Source organism: Microcoleus sp. Pol12B5 (genome assembly GCF_036701335.1).
Taxonomy (GTDB): domain Bacteria; phylum Cyanobacteriota; class Cyanobacteriia; order Cyanobacteriales; family Microcoleaceae; genus Microcoleus.
In genome coordinates this window covers 21,492-42,091 of the sequence record NZ_JAUBQQ010000032.1, presented here as the reverse complement: position 1 = coordinate 42,091, position 20,600 = coordinate 21,492, and the positions used below count along the sequence as shown (strand labels likewise).

The following is a 20,600-nucleotide window of genomic DNA, read 5'->3' as shown; positions in this document are numbered from 1 at the left end:
AATAGTGGAAAACGCCTGACTCTTTGCAGTTGGGCGTTTCTTTTTTGTTGTGATATACTGTTAATTATGATTTTTAACCGCAGATGTAGCCAGATTAACGCAGATAAAAGTTAGTACAGAGGCAACAATGTTAGTACAAAGTAAGGCAAAGTTTTATACTCCAGATGAGTACCGGGAGTTAGAGGAAAGTGCTGAGTTTAGAAATGAATACCGCGATGGAGAAATTGTAAAAATGACGGGTGGCTGGATTAATCACAGCCAGATCATCGGTAATATTTATGCGTTCTTAAAATCTGCTTTGCGGGGAAAGAATGCCAGATCATTTATGAGCGATTTGCGGTTGTGGATTCCTCGGTATCGACGCGGGGCTTATCCAGATGTGATGGTAGTTGAAGGAGAATTAGTTTACACAGAGGGACGGAAAGATGAAATACTCAATCCTGTGCTGATTGTGGAAGTGCTTTCTAAGTCTACCAAGGATTTCGATCGAGAGGATAAGTTTCGGTTTTATAGATCGATCCCTGAATTCCGTGAATATGTGTTAGTCAACCAATCTGAGTTTTTAGTCGCACAATATATTAAAACTGAATCTAATGAATGGTTGTTTCGGGAATATGAGGGAGAATCAGCAATACTTTCCTTCGCTTCAGTGGAAGTGCAAATGTCGATGCTCGATATTTATGAGCTGGTTGTATTTGAAAGCCAGGAAACAGAAGTGCAGCAGTAAAAATCATGCTATGGGGTGATGCAATGTCTAGCTTGGTAACAGTTAAATCACAATAATGTGGTTGGTGGTGAGGACTTTAGTCTTCTAATTTTTATGAGGGAAGATATGGATAAGTACCGAATTGTCGAAACTTTGACTGACAGCCAGGTTTCTGACTTGATGGATTTGTACAAAAACGAGTTTTGGAGCGACAAGCGGACGCGGGAGGATGTGGTGAAAATGCTGGCTTATACTGATGTTATCATTGGTTTTGTCGATGAGAGCGATCGACTAATTGCTTTTACTCGCGTTATCACCGATTTTGTCTACAGAGCGATGATTTTTGATGTCATTATCAAGCCGACACACAGAAAGATGGGACTGGGTGCGAAGTTGATGGATGCAGTTTTAAATCATCCAGAATTGCAAGCTGTCGAGAACTTAGCTCTTAACTGTTTGCCGAATATGATGCCGTTTTACGAGCGTTGGGGTTTCACAGATGATGTGGGCGAGATGAAGTTTATGCGGCGAACAACAGGCTGAACTCAGCCCTTTGAAAGCCCCAATTTTTCTCTAATTGCCTCTTCTTTGAAACCTACTAAAACAGCCGTTCCATCTTTAACGAAAATAGGGCGTTTCAGCAGCATCGCATCCTTAGCAAAAGCCTCTACCCAATCTTCGCTAGTCCAATTATTCTTGTCATCGCCCAAAGCGCGGTAAGATTGACCGGAAGTATTTCGCATGGGTTGAAAACCCAAGGCAGTTACCCAGATTTGGATTGTTTCGCGAGTCGGCGGCTGTTCTTTGGTGTTAATGAACTCGTAATTAACATCGCTATCTTTGAGCCACTGGAAAGCTTTTTTGCAGGTTCCGCAATTGGGGATTCCGTAAACTTGAATTGACATAATGACTGTTGACTGTTGACTGCTGACTGTTGACTGTTGACTGCTGACTGTTGGCTAATAACACCTAACCACTGACAACTGACTACTGACTAATGACTACTGACTAATCTAGCTTGTTGAACCCATTTTTGCACGCGATCGACTGAAGGAGTCAAGTCATTGCGCTGCATCGTCGCTACGTGCAGCCTTAAAACTTGTTGATGCAATCTTCCCACGGGCATTTGAGCCAATTGAGCCGGCGAAGCAACACCCGCGTGCAGTAACAGCCCGCAATACTGACAGCCTACACTCGGAATTCGAGCCAAATTTGCCATCGCTACCCATTTATTAACATATTGAATGTTAATCTGTAATTGATGGGCTAGCAACACTTTCGCCGCCTGCGTTTTCGTCATGCGAATTAGTTGTCCCGTTGTGGTGATGCTGCACTCTTCCAGTTGAGATTGGTTTTCCTTGCTCAATCCCGGTAAATGTGAGATCGGCCAGTCGCGTACTTGCACAGAAGTTTGAGGAGCTTTATGAGAAATTTTCATGTTTTTTCAGTTAATTTTACTTATACTTTAAAGTCTCATATATCAAACAGTCAATAGAGGATCTCGCTCACGTCACCCAATCAACAAAAACCAGACCAAGGAATTTGACTAATTGCGGGTGTTGTGACATTTCTGCTAATTGCTTGCAGAGGAGCACTTTTAGCCTTTTTTTACTGACAGGGGTTCAGGCTTACTGCTTAACCAAATCATCCCGGCGATGACGAGAAAGACTATAAAAAAGACAGCTTATAAATGCTAGCAAAAAAGAAGTGACCGATGAGGATTTTCTCAAAAATGCCTGCCAAGTTGGCAGTCCGAATTTTAGTTTTTTAATGCTGAGAATGCAAAAACTTGTGGCTGACTGCAAACCCAACTCAAAATTATAGGTTTTTACCCATGACAATTACACAAGGTGATGATTTGTTAACTCATACTTTACAGCAACGGCGGCAAAAACTGGCTAGTTTAATTAATTTTCCGGTAATTTTATGGTCGGGGCGCAGCATTCCTCGCAATTATCCGGCACTTACTTATCCATTTCGTGCCAGCAGTCACTTTTTATATTTTGCTGGTTTGCCCTTAGAAAATGCTGCCATTCGCTTAAAATCGGGCAAATTAGAATTGTTCTTAGATGACGCACCTGCTAGCAGCACTCTTTGGCACGGAGAAATGCCGAAAAGAGCAGAAATTGCCGAACTAATGGGGGCGGATGCTGCTTTCCCAATGGCCGCATTGAAATCGCGATCTACAAATGCAGCAACGATCGCCGTTCAGGATTCTTGGACTCAGTTGCAACAGTCTCAAATTCTAGATCGCCCTCTGGCACCGCCCAACTCGCCAACCGGAATCGACCTAGAATTAACTCAGGCGATCGTATCTCTGCGCCTGAGCCATGATGCAGGCAGTTTGGCCGAATTGCGTCAATCTGCGACTGTTACTGTAGAAGCTCACAAAGCGGGGATGGCGGCAACTCGAAATGCTAAAATTGAAGCAGGGGTGCGCGCTGCAATGGAAAGTGTCATCATATCCAAAAATATGACCTATGCCTATCCTAGTATCGTGACTGTGCATGGAGAAGTGCTGCACAGCGAACATTATCACAATTCCCTACAAACCGGAGATTTGCTGTTAGCAGATGTCGGTGCGGAAACATCAATGGGATGGGCGGCTGATGTCACTCGCACTTGGCCGGTTTCTGGCAAGTTTTCTCCGACTCAAAGAGCGATTTATGATGTAGTTTTGGCAGCACACGATGCTTGTATTGATAAAGTTAGTCCGGGGGTGGAATATCAAGACATTCATCTGTTAGCTGCTCGAATTATGGCGGAAGGATTAGTAGATTTGGGTATCTTGCAGGGCAATGTTGAAGATTTGGTAGAGATGGATGCTCACGCGCTATTTTTTGTCCACGGAATCGGACATTTAATCGGTTTGGATGTTCACGATATGGAAGATTTAGGCGATTTGGCTGGCTATGAAGAAGGAAGAACCAGAAGCAGTCGGTTTGGGTTGGGATTTTTGCGGTTGAATCGAGTTTTGCGTCCTGGAATGCTGGTATCGATCGAACCGGGATTTTATCAAGTTCCGGCAATTTTGAATAGTTCTGAAAATCGTGCCAAATATAAAAATTTTGTTAAGTGGGAGGAGTTGGAAAAATTTGCCGATGTGCGGGGGATACGCATAGAAGATGATATACTTGTCATCAATGACGGTAGAGAAGTATTGACAGGGAAATTGCCCACAAAAGCTCCGGAGATTGAGGAGTTAGTTGCGGTAAATACGTAAGTATAGCCTACTTCGATCACACATACGCAGTTCCATCAGGGGTGAAAAACAATAAATAAAGATGAATAAAGATTGGCCAACAAGTCTTTTGATATTAGTTAAAAAAGTGCTCTCGCAAGTCAGAAAATTCGCAGCAATAATACTTCCACGCAGTGTTCGTAAACCTATATCCTCGCCGCCTCCGATGCAAGCTGCACCTTTGCCTAGCAACGAAGAAGAGAGGCTAGATGCACTTCACCGCTACAACATTCTCGACACAGAAGCCGAAGCAGCTTTTGATGATCTAACAGCTTTAGCATCTTATATTTGTGGCACTCCGATTGCTTTAGTAAGCTTAATAGATTCTAACCGACAGTGGTTTAAATCCAAAGTCGGTCTGGAAGCGCCAGAAACTCCGAGAGAGTTAGCTTTTTGCGCCCACGCTATTTTAAATCCCAACGAATTATTAGTTGTACCCAATGCTCTAGATGACAATCGCTTTGTCGGCAATCCGCTAGTAACTTCTGATCCAAATATTCGGTTTTATGCTGGAGCCCCGCTAGTAACTCCTGACGGTTATCCGATTGGCACTTTGTGCGCGATAGATACAGTTCCTCGTAATCTCACCCCAGAACAGCTAGAAGCGCTGCGGACTTTAGGACGGCAAATTATCAACCACATGGAGTTGCGAATAAATCTAACTAAATTAAAGCGCGCACAGATTAAGAACAAAAAAGTAGAAGAAAAACTGCGTTCTACCGACGAGCAAATTGTCAATTTTTTAGAAGGAATGAGCGATGCTTTTTTTGCTTTCGACACCCAGTGGCGATTTACTTACATCAATTACAAAGCATCGCAATTTTTGAAGCGCTCGCAGGAAGAACTTTATGGTAAAAATTTTTGGGAAGAGTTTCCCGAATTCGTGAATTCTGATTTTTATAAAGAGTATCATGAAGCGGTAGCCAAACAAATTGGAGTGGCTTTTGAAAAATATTATCGCCCTTTAAAAGTGTGGTTGGAAGTGCGGGTTTTTCCTTCTCACGACGGCATTTCTGTGTTTTTTCATGATATAACTACGCGCAGGCAGATGGAATCTGCACTCAGAAAAGAACAGAAAAAAACTGAAAGTTTACTGCTAAATATTTTGCCCGAACCGATCGTCGATCGGTTGAAGCACGAACCGGGGGTAATTGCAGACAAGTTTGAAAAAGCAACAATTCTTTTTGCTGACTTGGTAAATTTTACCCAAATTTCTACCACCATGTCCGCCACTAAATTAGTGTACTTGCTGAATGAAATTTTCTCAGCTTTTGACCAACTGAGTGAGAAGCACGGCTTAGAAAAAATCAAGACGATCGGGGACGCTTACATGGTAGCAGCCGGTCTTCCCATTGAACGTCCAGACCACGCAGAGGCGATCGCCGAAATGGCGCTGGATATGGTAGCAGCAATTAAGGAATTAAATGTGAAGCTAGACGCGAATTTTGACCTCCGCATCGGGATTAATAGCGGCCCGGTGGTAGCGGGGGTAATCGGCACTAAAAAATTCATTTACGATTTGTGGGGAAATGCCGTGAATACAGCCAGCCGCATGGAATCTCACGGCATACCAGGTCGCATTCAAGTCAGCCACTATACTCATAAGTTGCTGCAGGATAAATATGAATTTGAAGATCGCGGCGAGATCGAGATTAAAGGTCAAGGGCAAATGCAAACTTATTTCCTGATGGGGAGAAACACAGTAAGCGATCTCAAAATTGCAGAGTAAATAAAACTAAGACTGGAAAGTACCTGATTGTTGAGGAAATGCCGGAGGCTGCGATCGATCGCTTCTTCGGCGCGATCGTCCTGTGGTAGAACGTCTGCTGCAGATCAACCAAATAAGATTATGCTATAGACAGAGATATCCGAGCAATTCTATGCGCGGTACTCGAGGTTATATAAATACTAAGTTGAATTCGTCGGAGCCTTTAATAATGGTTCAATTTCATATTCAAACAGATAGCGATATTCCAGCATCCACCCAACTATTCAATCAAATCAGGTTTGCGATCGCCTCGCGACAATTTCCGCCCGGACACCGCTTGCCCAGCACCAGACAGCTAGCCATGCAGACAGGTTTGCACCGCAACACCATCAGCAAAGTATACCGCCAGCTCGAAAATACTGGACTCGTAGAAGCGCAAGCAGGATCGGGCATTTACGTCCGCGCCCTAGGCAACGAACACGGCAACAAACTCAAATCTCCGATCCTCGAAGAATATCCCCTTGCCAACAAAATAGTGCAAGGAAGTATCGATCAACTGCTGGGACAGGGCTGTACGCTCAACCAAGCGAGGGAATTATTTTTGGCAGAAATTGACTGGCGGCTCAGGTGCAGCGCCCGCGTCGTCGTCACAGCCCCCACAGAAGACATCGGCGTGGGTGAACTGATGGCGAAAGAACTCGAACAAGCCCTTCGCATTCCCATACAGTTAGTGCCGATGGAACAGCTAGGTACTTTTTTGGATCAAATCTCTTCGGGAACTGTGATCACGAGTCGATATTTTATCGGAGAAGCAGAATCGATTTCGGCACCGCGTTCTGTGCGAGTTATTCCTGTAGACATCTACGACTACAGCCAGGAAATCCAGCTAGTGGGGAGTTTGCCCAAAGACAGTTATTTGGGTCTCGTTAGCCTGAGTCCGGGAATGCTACGATCGACCGAAGTCATCATCCACAGCATCCGGGGAGAGGATTTGCTGGTGATGACGGCCTTGGTGTCAGACGAGTACAAGATTAACTCGATCGTGCGATCGGCTAGAACAATTTTTTGCGACCAACCGAGTTTTGCTACAGTAAAAGCTGCCATCAATGCGGCTAGAGAAGATATTATTCGTCCCCCGCAACTGATATGCTCCGAAAATTACATCGGATCTAAGTCGATTAATTTGCTCAAGCGCGAGTTGGGCTTGGGATGACGAAGGAAGAAGGAAGAAGGAAGAAGGAAGAGGGAAGAAGGAAGAAGGAAGAAAAACAATTCAACTTTTTTAAGTTACCAATCCCAATCCCAATGCCAAAGGCCTTAATCCCAATGCCCAATGCCCAATGCCCAATACCCAATGCCCAATGCCCAATTACCAATTACCAATTATCCATGACCATTGAAATCCAACCTTCAATTAATGTTAAAACGGCGATCGAAAGCCGCCGCGCCGCCCGCAGCTTCAAACCCGATCCGATTCCCCCAGCCATATTGGCAGAGATTTTGCGGTTGGGAGTGCGATCGCCCTCTGGTTACAACTTGCAGCCTTGGCGGTTTATCGTACTTCAAGACCCCGCCAGCAAACAAAAATTAAAAGCTTGCGCCTTCGATCAGCGCCAAGTGGTAGAAGCCCCAACAGTATTAATTTGCTGTGGCGATCGACGCGCCGCCGGCCCCGAAAATACCGAAGCCGTCATCGAATTGGGCAAAGCAGCAGGCGCAATGAATGACAATTTAGCCAATTATATGCGACAAGCAATCCCGCAATTGTTCGAGAACCGTCCCTGCTTCGATTCCCTAGAAACTTGGACAAACAGACATACAATGCTCGCAGTAGCTCACTTAATGATTGCAGCTAAAAGTTTTGGGCTAGATAGTTGTCCGATGGAAGGTTTTGTCAGCGCTAAGGTGAAAGAAGCCTTTCAAATTCCAGAAGAAGTAGATGTTTGCTGTTTGCTGCCGCTTGGTTATGCAGCAGAACCTTTCAAACAATATGGCGGACGTTTTGACGTGACTCAAGTTTATTACAGCGAAAGTTATGGGCAGGCATTGCAAATTGAGATTTGAGAGTTAAGATTTTGAGAGTTAAGATTTGAGAGCTGAGAGCTGAAGGAGTCGGTACAAGTTCAAACCAATCGGAAATAACGACGATTTCGCAATCCGAAATCTAAAATCTAAAATCTAAAATTTCAAGTGGTGAGATCAGACAGAGGAGAAAATATGACAGTAGCAACGCGACAAAGCAACGCACAAATTCTAGAAGTAAAATTGCAGCAACACTTGCAAGCAGCCGGATTTAAAAACTTACCGCTTTATATTAGTTGCGATTTTCGAGATGAATCTTTAACGGTTGTGGGAGAACACCCGCGCAGTTTAGTTCTCAAAGCCAAACCGACTTTTGCGGTGCTAGAAGCAGCAATTCTTGAAATAGAACCAGAATCTATTCAACAGATTGGACTTTGCCTAAAAATTACCGGGCAAAAACAGCCTTACGCTTTCCATTCTTTTACCATGCACAACCCTGTTTTGTCAAGACCAAAAACAGTGCAGTTGTTCAAAAAAACCGAGAATATCCCTGCAGAAGAAACCGGGATAGTCTTAACAGAAAATGTTGCCGAGACGGCGGATCTAGAGGAAGAGATACCGTTAGAAACGGATGGGAAAGATGCGTGGGATGAAGAATATTTCCCCAATTTGTCTGAGAGTTCCAGCAATTCCGATCCGATCGCCTTTAGGGTAGCTGCAATCCCGGCAGATATTGGAGACAATCCCTTCAATCCGCTGGATATGGAAGCGGTAACAGTTGCCCAAAAACCCAAGCATTCACCGTTTGCGATGCTGGCTGCTGCAGGAATCATCAGTGTCGCCGCGCTAGTTTTGGCAGGCGGTTATTATATGCTGAGCCGGCCCTGCGTCATCGGAGGATGTAGTGCTTTAGCTAATGCCAAACAGTTGAGCGAGAATTCGACGAAGACGCTGAAAACGTCAAAAGTTGCCAACAGTCCCCAAGAAGCGCAGCGACAGTTAAAACAGGCGATCGCCCTTTTGGAACCGATTCCCTCATGGTCAATTCATCGCGGTGAAGCTCAAAGCTCCCTGGAAAGCTACCGTTCGCAAAATCAGAATTTAAACTCTGCGATCGATGCAGCGCGCCTCGCACAGTCAGCAGCCCAAAAAACCCAAAATCCGCCTTATTCGGCTGAGGACGGGCAGGAAGCGCAAGCTCTGTGGCAAAGTGCGATCGCCGAACTCGGAGAAATCCCCACAGACAGTCCAGTTTATGCTTTTGCTCAGAAAAAAAAGCAGGAATATCAGAAGAATGTAGCAACTGGAAATCGGCAGTTAAGCACAGAGAAAAAAGCGGAAAAAACGCTGCTCGCCGCCAAAAGTAGAGCCCAAATAGCAGAAGCTCGCGAAGCCGTAGCTCAGACAGCCGAGACTTGGGATCAAGTGCAATCAGGTTGGGAAGAATCCCTCGACATCCTATCAGAAATTCCCACGAACACGACATCTTACCAACAAGCTAAACTGCTAGTTCCCAAATACGAAACCAAACTTTCAGAAGCTCGCGAGCGCAAAAATGTCGAAGGAATTTCGGAAAATGCGTATACTCAAGCTGTAACTTTAGCAGCGGAAGCTCAAATTTTTGAGGGCAAAAACGCCTGGTTTAAAGCATCAGAATCCTGGCGAAGAGCTTTGAGTTACGCGGAGCAAGTGCCGGCAGCAACTGCATATTCCCAGAAAGTCCAACCGCTGATCGCTTCCTACAAAACTTCATTGCAGCAAGCAGAAGTAAAGTTGCAGGAAGAAAGGAACCTGCAAAAAGCCCGCACCGATTTAGATAGAACTTGCAAAGGCAACCCCAAGATTTGCGACTATACTGTTAGCAAAGATTTGATTGCTGTGCAGATGACTCCAGGTTACGTGCAGAAACTGCAACAAACCTTCATCCAAGCAAACAATAACAATGCTGTGAAGACTCGCCAAGGTGTAGAAAAGCACGTTCAAACATTGCAAAAAGCTTTGGAGGCGATCGCCGAAAATGCTAAAATTCCGATGCAGGTGTACGATGGCGAAGGCAAGCGGATTGGGAGTCACGAACCGAAATAGCTGTAGTTGTAGGGTGCGTGAGGGCAAAAAATCTGTCAGGGCGATCGCAATATTTACACTCACGCATCGCCAGCAATTTCATTCGCAGTCAATCCAGCTTGAAAAACTTGTTGCGCCGTCAAATTCAACTCTGGAAAAGCTGGCGACTCAATCCTATCATTTCCCCGAAACAAACTCACCTCATACTCGCCCTCAACCAACTGATAAACCGATATCGTTGATTGCTTGGGATTCCCGATAAACCTGCGGCCGCCCAAACCAAGATAATCCACAATCCAGTATTCAGGAATCCCGATTATTTCGTATTCCCCTACTTTTTTGATGTAGTCATCTTGCCAGTTGGTACTAACGACTTCAACAACGAGGGGAATTGATGCGCCTTGAGTCGCCGTGGAGAACTTTTCCCAAAGAGGTTCTGATGCTAAATTTGAGCGATTTAAGATTAGAATATCGGGGGAATAAGCTGATTCGTTTTCTGATGGCTTAACTAATGCTTGTTTGGGGATTAGGTACAGAAGGTTTAGCCTGACAAATTCAAGAGTTAATTCCGAGGCTAAGAAACCGATAACTTCTTCATGTTTTCCCGGTGGCTGGGCTATTTCAATAATTCCTCCGTTGTGCAGTTCGTAACGTCGGTTTTCTGGTTTCCATTCGACAAATTGTTCAAAAGTTACTGGTTGAGTTGGACTTTGAATCATGGCTATTTCTTCTTAGTTATGACCGGGGCGGGCGAGACGCTCAACCCTACTCCCCACAATAAAACTCAGTCTTTGTGAAACAGGCATCTTGCCTGTTCATAAAAATAGTACCCAACGTAAGTTCCTACCTACATTATATTACCAATTATCAATGCCCAATGCCTAATGCCCAATGCCCAATTCCCAATTACCATTTGATCAATTGTGCATCTTGATTAAAAAACTTCCGAGACAATCCCTCAGTCAACAGCAGAGTTGCGATTACAGTTGCCAGCGCTAACACAAACATAATCAAAATCTGGTAAGATGCTGCATCGAGAGGACTGACACCGCTCAGCATTTGACCTGTCATCATCCCGGGTAAAGTTACGATTCCTACCACTGTCATTGTATTTAAGAGCGGGATTAATCCAGCTTTGATGGCATCTTTGCGGTACTGCTTTACTGCTTGCTGCGGCGTCGAACCTAAACTTAAATGGGTTTCTATTTCTAACTGGCTGCTATTAACTGTACTGACAAGTCTTTCGCCCGCGATCGCCCCAGCATTCATGGCATTGCCCAAAATCATACCCGCTAAAGGAATCAGGTATTGCGGTTCGTACCAAGGGTCAGGTTGTAAAATTAGCAAGTTTGTATAGGCGAGAGTCAAGGCCGTACTGATAAAAATTGAACCCCAAACTAAGGGCAGTAAGTTCTTGATTTTTTTGCTGATGCGGTTGCTGGCCACCATGCTAGCTGTTGTCAGCATGATTGCTAAAACTGCTAAAACCAGCCAAGGATTTTTCCCCTCCGGGTCAAAGATGACTGCGAGCACGTACCCGACTAAGATTAGCTGGATCAGGGTGCGCCCCGCCGCGATCGCGATCGCCCCCTCCAATCCCAATCCCTGCCACGCCGAAAGCCCGATCGCGATCGCCACCATCCCCAAAGCCCAACCCAAATCTGTAAAATCTAGCAGAATTAACACCGGCCCACCCTTTCGATAATGTGATTGTTTGCCTGTCCAAATATAAGATATTGCAATAAAGGTTTCTGGAAAACAGTTTTGCTGCAAGAATTTGCTTTGATAATGGTTGAAATTTATGGTGTGAAGAGTGAATAATGTTCCCCCCCTCGACTTAACCCGCCAATACGCCCAGATTGGCGACGAGATAACCGCTGCGGTGCAAAAAGTGCTAGCCTCTGGCGGCTACGTAGGTGGCCCGGCCGTGAAGAGTTTTGAACGAGAGTTCGCCGACTACATCGGCGTTTCCGAGTGCGTTGGCTGCAACTCCGGCACCGATGCCCTGATTTTGGCGTTGCGAGCTCTCAAAATTGGCCCCGGCGATGAAGTGATTACCACTCCTTTTACCTTTTTTGCTTCGGCTGAGACAATTAGCGCCGTCGGTGCGACTCCAGTATTTGTCGATATTGACAGCGAGACTTTTAATCTGGATGTCGAACTCCTCGAAGCGGCAATTACCGACAAAACCAAGGCAATTATGCCCGTCCACATCTTCGGCCAACCGATAGACATGACTCGGTTGATGGAAATTGCGACTCGGCACAATTTAGCCGTAATTGAAGATTGCGCCCAATCTGTCGGGGCCCAGTGGCAGTCTCGAAAAGTCGGCAGCATTGGTCATATTGGCTGCTTCAGTTTTTATCCGACCAAAAACTTAGGCGCTTGCGGTGACGGTGGGGCGGTGACGACAAATGATCCAGCCCTCGCAGCTTCGATGCGAGTGCTCAAAGAACACGGACAGTCTTCTAGATATTTCTACGAAGAAATCGGGTACAACAGCCGTTTAGATGCCCTGCAAGCGGTGATTCTCAGCATTAAATTGCGGTATCTCGACAGTTGGAACGCCCAGCGGCAGGAGAAAGCGGCACTTTACAGCGAATTTCTCTCCCGCGTGCCCGGAGTTGCCGTCCCCAAAGAATTGCCGGAAGCAAAAGGAGTTTGGAATCAATACACGATCCGGCTGACAAGTCCAGAAGACGCGCAAAATCCCTCTGGCAATTTCCGGGACTTGGTGCGGGCTCAGTTGCAGGAAGCTGGCATCGGTTCGATGGTTTACTATCCGTTACCTTTGCACCTGCAACCTGTTTACAAATCTTTGGGCTATGTTGTCGGTCAATTGCCACAGGCTGAGCAAGTTTGTCGCGAAGTCTTGTCTTTGCCGATGTTCCCGGAACTGTCGAGGGATCAACAAGAGCGGACGATTTATGGGCTGAAAGATTGCTTGGCAAAGGCCGATCGCATCCGGTAGCTTTGGTGCGATGGCATCAGCGAGGGAAATGCAGGAGGAGAAAAGAATTGCAGGGTTGCATTGCTGTGAGAATGTGCAGGGTTCAGGGAGAGCTGTTAAGTATTTTGACCGATCACTTGTACTTTTATGTACTATATTTAATGAAAAGAAACAAATTTAGGCTAGCAATCCGCCTCGAACGGGTGCATTTTCCGCTCGCCTAAACCTTGCAGTGCGATCGGTCAATGATGAAGAAGGAAGAAGGAAGAGGGAAGAGGGAAGAACGAAGAACGAAGAACGAAGAATAAATAATAAATAATATTTGAACTTTCGACTTCCAATCCCCGATGCCCGATGCCTGATGCCTAATGCCCGATGCCCGATGGCCGATGCCCAATTCTCAATTTAACCTGTAATTTTCAGAAGATAAGAGGAAAATAAACGAGTGCCTCAGTATCAATTCACTCAGGCTAGACGCTACGATCCACAAGCGATCGCTCAGTATTATCGCAAACGTCCTTGGAAAGCAATTTGGCGCGCAATTACCGTTATTTGGTCTTTTGCGGGCTTTGTGCTGGGGATGCTGTGGGACAGTTGGCAGCACGAAGTCGCAGCACACCAGCCGGAACGAGCCACCCACCTGCGACAAATACTCACTCGCTTGGGCCCCACTTTCATTAAAGTCGGCCAAGCCCTTTCTACCAGACCGGATTTGATCCGCAAAGACTTTCTCGAAGAATTGATCAAACTTCAGGATCAATTGCCGCCGTTTGACTCGGTGCGCGCTTTCGAGATTATTGAAGCGGAACTCGATCGCAAAATTAGCGAAACCTATAGCGAAATCTCTCCCGAACCTGTCGCTGCGGCAAGTCTCGGTCAAGTCTACCGAGCTCGCCTCCTCACCGGGGAAGCAGTAGCAGTCAAGGTTCAGCGACCGAATTTGCTGCCCGTATTGAGCCTGGATCTTTATTTAATGCGCTGGGCCGCTGGATGGTTGGGCCCCTTGTTGCCGCTGAATCTCGGTCACGACCTCTGTTTGATCGTTGATGAATTCGGTATCAAATTGTTCGAGGAAATTGACTATATCAATGAAGGACGGAACGCGGAGAAATTTGCTACAAATTTTGCCGACGACCCGACAGTAAAAGTTCCGAGCATTTACTGGCGCTATACTTCAAATTGCGTTCTGACTCTCGAATGGATTGACGGCATCAAGCTGACAGATATGGCAAGTGTTAAAGCCGCAGGTTTGGATACCGATAGTTTAATTGAAGTCGGAGTCCGCAGCGGTTTGCGGCAGTTGCTGGAACACGGATTTTTTCATGCTGACCCCCATCCGGGAAATCTGTTTGCCTTAGCGGACGGCCGCATGGCTTACATTGATTTTGGGATGATGGATCAGATGGAAGAAACAACTAAAGAAACTTTGGTTGATTCTGTCGTTCATTTGATCAACAAAGATTACTTACAATTAGCTAAGGATTTTGTCAAACTGGGCTTTTTGACACCAGATACAGATATTATGCCGATCGTCCCGGCGTTGGAATCTGTACTGGGTGATATCGTCGGCGAAAAGGTGTCAGATTTTAACTTCAAGACGATTACAGACCAGTTTTCGGAGTTGATGTACGATTATCCTTTCCGGGTGCCGGCGAAATTTGCCTTAATTATTCGCTCTCTGGTGACAGAAGAAGGCTTAGCCCTGACGCTGAATCCCGATTTCAAGATAGTCGAGGTGGCGTATCCTTATGTAGCGCGGCGTTTGTTGAACGGAGAATCTCCGGCACTGCGGCGGCGTCTGATTGAGGTATTATTCAAAGATGGCAAATTCCAGTGGAACAGGTTAGAGGACATGATCGCGATCGCCCGATCGGATCGCAGTTTCGACTTGCTCCCCACAGCACAACTAGGCTTGCAATTTTTGCTGTCAGAGGAAGGGTCGTTTTTGAGACGCCAGCTAATGTTAGCTTTGATTGAGGACGATCGAATCCACACCGAAGAAGTTCGCAGCCTGTGGAACTTAGTCAAAGAAGATTTGCAGCCCGGTCGCCTGTTCAACGTTGCTCTAGGCGCTTTGACGGAGTTTTCCACAGCAGGAGCAGCCGCGCTAACTCGATTTTAATTAGAAGGAAGAAGGAAGTTCGGCAACGGATTCTGTAACGGATGTAACGGATGTAACGGATGTCAGGAAGAAGGAAGAGGGAAGAAGGAAGAAGGCAGAAGGAAGAAAAATAATTCTACTCTTGCCCATTCCCAATTCCCAATTCCCAATTCCCAATTCCCAATTCCCAATTCCCAATTCCCAATTCCCCATTCCCCATTCCCAAATTCCAATTACCAAAATTAAGGAATTATTCGTGTATTATTTTCCAGAACCTCCCTATTTTTTAATGTCGGCTGGATTACTAGCAGGTATGGCCTCCGGCGTAGCATTTGAAGCAACTCTCAAACAATCCGTACAACAGTGGTCTAAAAATCGTTCTACTCGCACTTTGGCTAACCTGCCAAGGCTGCAATTGGTCATACCTTTTCTGGGAATGGCGGGCGGTATTTGCGTATTTTTAGCTTCTGGGATGGAGATTTTTGGCTTCCCAAAACTACTTTCTTATGCCCTAGCTTTGCCGCTGACGGTACTCACGGGCTGGCTAGTTTGGACTCAGCTAGGTAAGCTTTTGATCGAGTTAGAACGCGGAGGTTCCCAAGCGCTGGATCTGGATTCTTTTGAACAATGAAAGTTAACTATCAACCTCTTTTGTTGTGAAAAGCGAAGGGGTTGATAGTTCTCTAAGATCATCCTATTTGATACTTTTTGAACCGCAGAGAACGCAGAGAACGCAGAGGAAGAGAAAAAAGATGATGATGACAACTTAGGAAATAACTTGTGTAAAAAGTTTTAAATCTAAAATCTAAAATCTAAAATCGAATGAGTATTTTAATTGTTACGGGTGCGGCGGGATTTATTGGTTCTAACTTAGTAGAAACTCTTTTAAATCGAGGGGAGACGGTGATCGGTGTTGATGAGTTCAACGATTATTACGATCCGGGTCTCAAGCGCAAGAATATTGCACGATTTGAAAAGTATCCGGGTTTTGAATTGGTGGAAGGCGATATTTTGTCTCTAAATTGGCGAGGTCTTTTATCCGATGCTAAGGTAATATTTCATCAGGCGGCGCAAGCAGGAGTTCGTGCTAGCTGGGGCGACGGTTTTCGCAGCTATACCGAACGCAATATTAACAGCACTCAAGTATTGTTAGAAGCGGCAAAAGATGCGCCCAGATTGCAAAAGTTTGTCTATGCTTCTTCTTCTTCAATTTACGGAAATGCTGAAGCTTTCCCGACGAGTGAAAATGCTTGTCCGCAGCCGGTTTCTCCCTACGGGATTACGAAATTAGCCGGTGAACGTTTGTGCGGGCTTTATTACAAAAATTTTGGCCTTCCGACTACTTCGCTGCGCTATTTTACTGTTTACGGGCCGAGACAGCGCCCCGATATGGCTTTTCACAAGTTTTTTAAGTCGATTTTGTTTGACGAGGCGATTTCTATTTTCGGAGACGGATTGCAAACGCGGGATTTTACGTTTATCAGCGATTGCGTGGCGGCGAATTTAGCGGCGGCTGAGGTTGCGGAAGCTGCGGGGGAAGTTTTTAATATTGGTGGGGGAAGTCGGGTAGTTTTGAAGGAAGTTATTGATACAATAGAGAGAATTGTCGATCGACCTATTCGGATAGATTTTACCGAAGCTGCGAGGGGAGACGCGCGGCACACTAGCGCGGATGTGTCTAAAGCCCAGAAAATCTTAGGTTATCAGCCACAGGTTGCTTTAGAAGAAGGATTAAGGCGCGAATGGGAGTGGATTCAGTCTGTGTACAGTTAGAGTACAGTTAGATGCTATCTATCCCAGAAATTCCGCAACTTAAATTTAACATTGTTAATTTTTTGAATTACCCAACTTTTGAGGTTTTTCTGCAATCGAAATGCTGCGATTAGACCATTAATTTTTATAAAAAATCGCAGTTTTTGTGATTAGTAATGGCTTCGATAATTTTATTCAAAACTTTTTTAGAATCAGTCATTGTACTGAGCCAATAACTGCCGGAATGTAGCCGATGATAATAACTTAAATTACTCACCGCATACAAGCTGCCGCCACTTTTCAACCACAAATAATTAAAAGCGGCGACATCGGAAGCTTGCACGCAAATATCTTGATTATCCTCGGCACAATCCAGGTATTTCTGTACATTGACGAAGTAGTTGCCATCATTAATAAAATTGCGAAATAATTTAGGATTGGGATTATTTAGAATTAATTCTCGTGCTTTTTCAATATTAATTTCTGTCTCAGAATATAATTTAAAATTAAAGTAGGGATTGGCGGATGTCGGACAGTAAATTAGCTTAGGATTCCATGCAGTTATGTGGTAGAGTCTATCGACATAAGTGTCGCTCAAGGCATTGTCAGAGTCAAGAATAATTGCCCACTCATTTTTGCAGTGGGAAATAGCCATAATTTTGCTTTTATATGCACCAAAATTTTGCTCACCTCTGCGGATAGAAATCTTAGGTGACAAGTTTGCTATATTTGCTTGCATCCTAGAAAACTCTTCGGGAGAGGAAGCATCATCGTAAATAATAATATCATCAATACGATCGTCATACAAAGCATTGCACAATGCACCTACAACCAAACTAGAACGGTTAAAATGGGTAATAGCTAGAGATATTTTACTTCTGTTAGCCACAGACTGACGCCGAATTGAAATTAAGTGAACGCCTAGAAGGCTTGTCCGCAAGTCCATCATAATTTTGTAATACTGTTGGTAAACTTTATTTTTGAGTTGTAAACTGCGAATTTTTCGGCCAGCTTTTCGCAAAATATTCATTTCTGTATTTGCCAATCTATACCTAAAGTTGATATTTTTTTGCCTGACAAAGGTTTTGGCATTTCTGTATCCGCGCACTAGCCAACTTGGGGATTTGAGTTTGGGGCCTTTTTCCGGCGACTTCAAATAACGGTAATGTAGAAATACATCGCGGTAGGGAATCTCCACATCTTCGCCAGCACACAATAGATTAATTTTGGTAGCCGAAATACTCATGTAATGCAAATAAGTAAGCCGCCGCCCTTTATCATATAGAACATAATCGAGCGCCTCAAATTCAGAAGACCAATGATTCCCCGTCACCTGTTCGGGTTGAGCATATGCAAAGTTGTAAAAAGAGATTTTGCTGCGGGCGACTAAATAGTTAAGTAAAGATTGGTCAGCCCCCCGTAAAGACATAATTTCCGCTTCTCCTGATGTTAATTGTTCTAAAAATTTAGAAGCATTATTTCGATTAAAAACCCCTACTTTTGACGCAAACCAACCCGCACAAAAAGTATGAGATTGCAGTTCGTCACTATTTAAAATTTGGGGCAATTTGGGCGACGATAAATCAAATATATAATTGAGATCGGATTTGTATTGAAAATCGTTTGCTACCCAATCAAAATCATCAAGCTTTTGATAAATATAATCTAGAGAACCCATTAACAGAGTGTCTGCGTCAAAATATATAAATTTATCAAAAGGGCCGTCGAAACAACATAATTTTCGGTGCATTTCCAAACATTGAACAGGTTTCAAACCTTTAGATTGCCAAACTTTTTGAGCTTTTGCATGAGTTTTCCAAACTTGAGTCGCAAAGTCTTCCCAGAAAATGATTGAATCACTATTTTCAAACAGGGTGACATGAGGACGAGTTGCAATTTCTACTTGCACTTTTTTCATTCGATTATCATAGGGAATAATGCAAACAGGAATATCTTTGGCACCGTTGACTTCTAGACTGTTCAATAAAGCAACTAAATGATCAAAAACAACATCGTTTGCCAGAATATAAATGCCATCAGCCATCGGATTTTAGATTTGAGATTTTAGATAGAATAATTCTACTCGTTACTAGGTGCGGTCTGGAAACCAGTTAATTTGTTAGTCCGCGTGGACTTCGTTTGTGTGATCGGGTTGCTAGCGATTTCACTCGCCTTGTGACTACAAAGAATATTATTTACCATGCCAGTAGCAAAATATTTTTTGCACTAAATTTTGTTTTTTTTCTGCCTCATTGAGATAACGATAATGTTTCCAAACTTTCCAATAAGGACTACCCGATTTAATCGGTATTCCAGCCCAGTGAAGATATTTTAACCTTTTGCCTTTGTCATAAAGAACATAATCTATTTCCTGAAAATGCTTGGAACCCGCCCAGCTTCCCGGTTCGGTTGCTGAATCTTTAACAAGATTGCAGCGTTGGGAAATCAATTTAAGAATGATATAATTTAGTATAGGTTGGTCGGTGACATTTTGAGTAAAGTCAAAATATTCTCGATGCTGCGAACATTCTCGCAAAATTTCATACATTTGCGATTCTGTAATAGTTCCTTTTCTGGATGCCCAAAAACCGCTGTTGAATACATCTTGAAGCTGGGAGTCGGTAAAGATATTCCGTTGTTGTACAGCAGGTGAAAATACATTTCGCAGTTTTTCGCTGAGGTGGTGGTAGTCGCAGCAAAAAAAGTCTACTTCTGATAGTTTGTTTAAGTTGGCTGCGATGTCTTCAAAGACAATGATATCGGTATCGATGTACAGAAATTCGTCAAGGGGGCCAAACCAGGTGGCGAGTTTTCGCATTTTGTTAGGAAGGGCTAAAAAGTTGCGATCGAACATTTGGCCAATTTCTCTGGTAAACTGTTCCACAAACTCCAGATTTGGGAACAATTGCACCCCGTGGAGACTGCTGAGTGCGGCTGCGACTTGCTGATAATTGTCGTCGAAGGGAATCAAAAAAACAGGTACTTGACAATTGTACAGACGTATGCTGTTTACAAGGGCGATCGCACTTTCGATCACTTTATCATTCGCAACAATATAAATACCGCGATTCATACATTTATCCTCAACCTTCTCAATACCCTTTTTAACAAATTCGGCGCAGAAACCTCAGTATAAGACTTTGGCGCTTGGGCAAAAATCGGACGCTTGGACGGTTCGCGGAGATAGCGGTAATGCAGGAACAAATCGCGATAGGGAAACTCAATATTTTCGCCCGCACAAACTCTCCGAATTAAATCCGGCGGCACACCAATATAATGAATATAAGTAAGTCGGTTTCCCTTGTCGTACAAAATGTTATCTTGCTCTTCAAAATGTTGGGAAGTGACGCTGCATCCAGTTTTTTCGCCATCCGGGAGGCTATAAGCAAAATTATAGCTATTCATCCCAGTTTTCATCACCATATAATTGAGCAACGGCTGTTCTCCCGCACCTTCATAGAGAATTTCCGCATCGCCAGATTGCAGTTGAGTTAATAGCCATTCCCTAGTATCTTGCTCAAACAACCCTTGCTTGCTGGCGTAAAATCCCGAACAAAATATTTCCGAGTCTATCCGATTTTGCTCAAAAAGTTCTAGCAGTTTTGGTGACTGAATATTGTATACTTTAGTTAGGTCGCGAAATTGAAAATCATAAACCACAAAATCAGATTCCTCTAACTTCTGAAAAATAGCATCAAGGGAATTCATCACCAAAGTATCGGCATCCATATAGATAAACTTTTCAAACGGGCCCTCGAAAGCGCAAAAGCGCCGGTGTGCGCCGTAAAGCCGGAATTTTTTGCGGTTCAAACGCTCTGGTGCGGCTGCTTGCATGAATTTATCCCATCGCTGAATTGATGCGCTATCTTCATAAATAAAGACGTTGGGACGGTTAACAATTTCAGCTTTGATTTGCTCTATTTTGTCGTCGAAAGGATAAATGCAGACAGGAGTATTTGAGCCTAAGATAACTTCAATACTGTTGAGTAAGGCAATTAGTTGATCGTAAACTGTATCATTGGCTAGCGTGCAAATTCCATTCATATCTATTAGTCC

The 20,600-nt window shown here is 44.3% G+C and carries 19 protein-coding genes; 11 read left to right on the top strand and 8 right to left on the bottom strand.

The window, feature by feature from the left end:
• Positions 1–127: 127 nt before the first annotated feature.
• Together QUA24_RS15620 and QUA24_RS15615 are read left to right on the top strand one after the other, a co-directional pair.
• Positions 128–727, top strand: coding sequence for a Uma2 family endonuclease (locus QUA24_RS15620; RefSeq protein ID WP_333230660.1), 600 nt, complete (start codon positions 128–130; stop codon positions 725–727).
• Positions 728–832: 105 nt separating this feature from the next.
• Positions 833–1,249 (top strand): GNAT family N-acetyltransferase, encoded by a 417-nt coding sequence (locus QUA24_RS15615; RefSeq protein ID WP_333230659.1) that lies wholly within the window; start codon positions 833–835, stop codon positions 1,247–1,249.
• A gap of 2 nt (positions 1,250–1,251) precedes the next feature.
• Here the strand turns inward: QUA24_RS15615 and QUA24_RS15610 are convergent, their stop codons facing one another.
• Positions 1,252–1,611, bottom strand: coding sequence for a Spx/MgsR family RNA polymerase-binding regulatory protein (locus tag QUA24_RS15610; protein WP_333230658.1), 360 nt, complete (start codon positions 1,609–1,611; stop codon positions 1,252–1,254).
• A gap of 89 nt (positions 1,612–1,700) precedes the next feature.
• On the bottom strand, positions 1,701–2,144 hold the full coding sequence (locus QUA24_RS15605) for a DUF4332 domain-containing protein (RefSeq protein ID WP_333230657.1): 444 nt from the start codon (positions 2,142–2,144) through the stop codon (positions 1,701–1,703).
• 396 nt (positions 2,145–2,540) lie between these two features.
• On the opposite strand from QUA24_RS15605, the gene QUA24_RS15600 reads away from it, so the two are divergent.
• From QUA24_RS15600 to QUA24_RS15580, 5 genes are all read left to right on the top strand, one after another.
• The gene (locus QUA24_RS15600; protein WP_333230656.1) at positions 2,541–3,929 is read left to right on the top strand and encodes an aminopeptidase P family protein; all 1,389 of its coding nucleotides are present in this window, start codon (positions 2,541–2,543) and stop codon (positions 3,927–3,929) included.
• A 184-nt stretch (positions 3,930–4,113) separates the two neighbouring features.
• A complete protein-coding gene (locus tag QUA24_RS15595; RefSeq protein WP_333230655.1) occupies positions 4,114–5,676 on the top strand; it encodes an adenylate/guanylate cyclase domain-containing protein in 1,563 nt (520 codons plus the stop codon).
• 208 nt (positions 5,677–5,884) lie between these two features.
• On the top strand, positions 5,885–6,868 hold the full coding sequence (locus QUA24_RS15590) for a GntR family transcriptional regulator (RefSeq protein ID WP_333084831.1): 984 nt from the start codon (positions 5,885–5,887) through the stop codon (positions 6,866–6,868).
• Positions 6,865–7,719 carry a nitroreductase family protein gene (locus QUA24_RS15585; RefSeq protein ID WP_333230654.1) on the top strand — a complete coding sequence of 285 codons (855 nt, stop codon included), beginning with the start codon at positions 6,865–6,867 and terminating at the stop codon, positions 7,717–7,719. Before QUA24_RS15590 ends, QUA24_RS15585 begins: the two co-directional genes overlap by 4 nt.
• 153 nt (positions 7,720–7,872) lie before the next feature.
• Complete coding sequence (locus tag QUA24_RS15580) at positions 7,873–9,762, top strand: hypothetical protein (RefSeq protein ID WP_333230653.1); 1,890 nt, start codon at positions 7,873–7,875, stop codon at positions 9,760–9,762.
• 59 nt (positions 9,763–9,821) lie between these two features.
• On the opposite strand, the gene QUA24_RS15575 is transcribed toward QUA24_RS15580, so the two are convergent.
• Positions 9,822–10,460 carry a Uma2 family endonuclease gene (locus QUA24_RS15575; protein WP_333230652.1) on the bottom strand — a complete coding sequence of 213 codons (639 nt, stop codon included), beginning with the start codon at positions 10,458–10,460 and terminating at the stop codon, positions 9,822–9,824.
• A 187-nt stretch (positions 10,461–10,647) separates the two neighbouring features.
• On the bottom strand, positions 10,648–11,427 hold the full coding sequence (locus QUA24_RS15570; RefSeq protein WP_333230651.1) for an ABC transporter permease: 780 nt from the start codon (positions 11,425–11,427) through the stop codon (positions 10,648–10,650).
• A 127-nt stretch (positions 11,428–11,554) separates the two neighbouring features.
• Between QUA24_RS15570 and QUA24_RS15565 the strand changes: the two genes are divergently transcribed.
• On the top strand, positions 11,555–12,712 hold the full coding sequence (locus tag QUA24_RS15565; protein ID WP_333230650.1) for a DegT/DnrJ/EryC1/StrS family aminotransferase: 1,158 nt from the start codon (positions 11,555–11,557) through the stop codon (positions 12,710–12,712).
• A gap of 424 nt (positions 12,713–13,136) precedes the next feature.
• Positions 13,137–14,813, top strand: coding sequence for an AarF/ABC1/UbiB kinase family protein (locus QUA24_RS15560; RefSeq protein ID WP_333230649.1), 1,677 nt, complete (start codon positions 13,137–13,139; stop codon positions 14,811–14,813).
• Here the strand turns inward: QUA24_RS15560 and QUA24_RS15555 are convergent, their stop codons facing one another.
• Complete coding sequence (locus tag QUA24_RS15555; protein ID WP_333230648.1) at positions 14,814–15,005, bottom strand: hypothetical protein; 192 nt, start codon at positions 15,003–15,005, stop codon at positions 14,814–14,816. It lies immediately after the preceding gene.
• A 43-nt stretch (positions 15,006–15,048) separates the two neighbouring features.
• On the opposite strand from QUA24_RS15555, the gene QUA24_RS15550 reads away from it, so the two are divergent.
• Both QUA24_RS15550 and QUA24_RS15545 read left to right on the top strand, forming a co-directional pair.
• A complete protein-coding gene (locus QUA24_RS15550) occupies positions 15,049–15,423 on the top strand; it encodes a hypothetical protein (RefSeq protein WP_333041041.1) in 375 nt (124 codons plus the stop codon).
• Between the two features lie 191 nt (positions 15,424–15,614).
• Entirely contained in the window at positions 15,615–16,565 is a 951-nt protein-coding gene (locus QUA24_RS15545; protein WP_333230647.1) for an NAD-dependent epimerase/dehydratase family protein, read from the top strand.
• A gap of 124 nt (positions 16,566–16,689) precedes the next feature.
• On the opposite strand, the gene QUA24_RS15540 is transcribed toward QUA24_RS15545, so the two are convergent.
• The 3 genes from QUA24_RS15540 to QUA24_RS15530 all read right to left on the bottom strand — a co-directional run bounded on the left by QUA24_RS15540 (position 16,690) and on the right by QUA24_RS15530 (position 20,588).
• Positions 16,690–18,588 (bottom strand): Npun_R2821/Npun_R2822 family protein, encoded by a 1,899-nt coding sequence (locus tag QUA24_RS15540; protein WP_333230646.1) that lies wholly within the window; start codon positions 18,586–18,588, stop codon positions 16,690–16,692.
• 147 nt (positions 18,589–18,735) lie between these two features.
• Complete coding sequence (locus QUA24_RS15535; protein WP_333230645.1) at positions 18,736–19,617, bottom strand: Npun_R2821/Npun_R2822 family protein; 882 nt, start codon at positions 19,615–19,617, stop codon at positions 18,736–18,738.
• Complete coding sequence (locus tag QUA24_RS15530; RefSeq protein WP_333230644.1) at positions 19,614–20,588, bottom strand: Npun_R2821/Npun_R2822 family protein; 975 nt, start codon at positions 20,586–20,588, stop codon at positions 19,614–19,616. Before QUA24_RS15530 ends, QUA24_RS15535 begins: the two co-directional genes overlap by 4 nt.
• Positions 20,589–20,600 lie beyond the last annotated feature (12 nt).

Bases quoted from the DNA above. Each gene is read 5' to 3' on its own strand.
- QUA24_RS15595 (WP_333230655.1), top strand. From the start codon at position 4,114: ATGCAAGCTGCACCTTTGCCTAGCAACGAAGAAGAGAGGCTAGATGCA.
- QUA24_RS15620 (WP_333230660.1), top strand. From the start codon at position 128: ATGTTAGTACAAAGTAAGGCAAAGTTTTATACTCCAGATGAGTACCGG.
- QUA24_RS15535 (WP_333230645.1), bottom strand. From the start codon at position 19,617: ATGAATCGCGGTATTTATATTGTTGCGAATGATAAAGTGATCGAAAGT.
- QUA24_RS15545 (WP_333230647.1), top strand. From the start codon at position 15,615: ATGAGTATTTTAATTGTTACGGGTGCGGCGGGATTTATTGGTTCTAAC.
- QUA24_RS15600 (WP_333230656.1), top strand. From the start codon at position 2,541: ATGACAATTACACAAGGTGATGATTTGTTAACTCATACTTTACAGCAA.
- QUA24_RS15530 (WP_333230644.1), bottom strand. From the start codon at position 20,588: ATGAATGGAATTTGCACGCTAGCCAATGATACAGTTTACGATCAACTA.
- QUA24_RS15590 (WP_333084831.1), top strand. From the start codon at position 5,885: ATGGTTCAATTTCATATTCAAACAGATAGCGATATTCCAGCATCCACC.
- QUA24_RS15585 (WP_333230654.1), top strand. From the start codon at position 6,865: ATGACGAAGGAAGAAGGAAGAAGGAAGAAGGAAGAGGGAAGAAGGAAG.
- QUA24_RS15580 (WP_333230653.1), top strand. From the start codon at position 7,873: ATGACAGTAGCAACGCGACAAAGCAACGCACAAATTCTAGAAGTAAAA.
- QUA24_RS15555 (WP_333230648.1), bottom strand. From the start codon at position 15,005: ATGGGGAATTGGGAATTGGGAATTGGGAATTGGGAATTGGGAATTGGG.
- QUA24_RS15605 (WP_333230657.1), bottom strand. From the start codon at position 2,144: ATGAAAATTTCTCATAAAGCTCCTCAAACTTCTGTGCAAGTACGCGAC.
- QUA24_RS15575 (WP_333230652.1), bottom strand. From the start codon at position 10,460: ATGATTCAAAGTCCAACTCAACCAGTAACTTTTGAACAATTTGTCGAA.
- QUA24_RS15610 (WP_333230658.1), bottom strand. From the start codon at position 1,611: ATGTCAATTCAAGTTTACGGAATCCCCAATTGCGGAACCTGCAAAAAA.
- QUA24_RS15540 (WP_333230646.1), bottom strand. From the start codon at position 18,588: ATGGCTGATGGCATTTATATTCTGGCAAACGATGTTGTTTTTGATCAT.
- QUA24_RS15615 (WP_333230659.1), top strand. From the start codon at position 833: ATGGATAAGTACCGAATTGTCGAAACTTTGACTGACAGCCAGGTTTCT.